Here is a 221-nt window from a genome sequence, read left to right on the forward strand (position 1 = left end):
CCGCATCATCAGTTGCTACAGCGCTGACGGTAATCGTGCCGTCGGTCAGACCACTTAGATCCGCATCCGCCACACTCCAGACGCCGTCAGTTTGTGTCGCGTCCACAACCACGTTGTTGGTGCCATCGCTGAACGTTACTTTCACCGTCTCGGTGTCCGCATCTACGCCACTCAAGGTCACACTCACCGTGCCCGCTTCGTCTGCGTTGGTCACTTCATCA

General features: G+C 57.5%; 1 protein-coding gene. It reads right to left on the bottom strand.

The annotated features are described in order from the left end of the window. Window positions 1-221 (bottom strand): hypothetical protein (locus V6259_RS19985; RefSeq protein WP_341586016.1); only part of this gene is annotated, 221 nt, incomplete at both ends.

It is taken from the genome of Marinomonas sp. TI.3.20 (assembly GCF_038155025.1).
GTDB lineage: Bacteria > Pseudomonadota > Gammaproteobacteria > Pseudomonadales > Marinomonadaceae > Marinomonas > Marinomonas flavescens.